This is a genomic window from Psychrobacter sp. TB55-MNA-CIBAN-0194, assembly GCF_040309505.1.
Classification (GTDB): domain Bacteria; phylum Pseudomonadota; class Gammaproteobacteria; order Pseudomonadales; family Moraxellaceae; genus Psychrobacter; species Psychrobacter fozii.
The window spans coordinates 1-246 of record NZ_JBEOOW010000645.1 but is presented as its reverse complement, the minus strand read 5'-3'; the positions used below and the strand labels follow the sequence as shown (position 1 = coordinate 246).

The 246-nt window shown below is 38.6% G+C and carries 1 protein-coding gene; it reads left to right on the top strand.

What is annotated here, in order from left to right:
• On the top strand, positions 1 to 215 hold a 215-nt coding region (locus AAEY75_RS16590; protein WP_352260260.1), incomplete at its 5' end, for a TyrR/PhhR family helix-turn-helix DNA-binding protein.
• Between the last annotated feature and the right edge of the window lie 31 nt (positions 216 to 246).

Sequence of the window (246 nt, the reverse complement as noted above, 5' to 3'; positions counted from 1 at the left end):
TCCCTACATTTACCCATGATTTAGGGTATTTAGAATCAGATTTTGAAGGCTCACTTGATCAAGCAGTTAAACGCTTTGAGGCTACGTTATTACGTAAGCTATATCCTGCTTATCATAGCTCACGCCAACTAGCAAAGCGCCTTGGTTTAAGCCACACCGCGGTGGCAAACAAGTTACGTGATTATGGTATTAATCGTAAAACAGTAAAAGTTTAGTAACGCAAAGTAATAACTATAAGCTTAAACG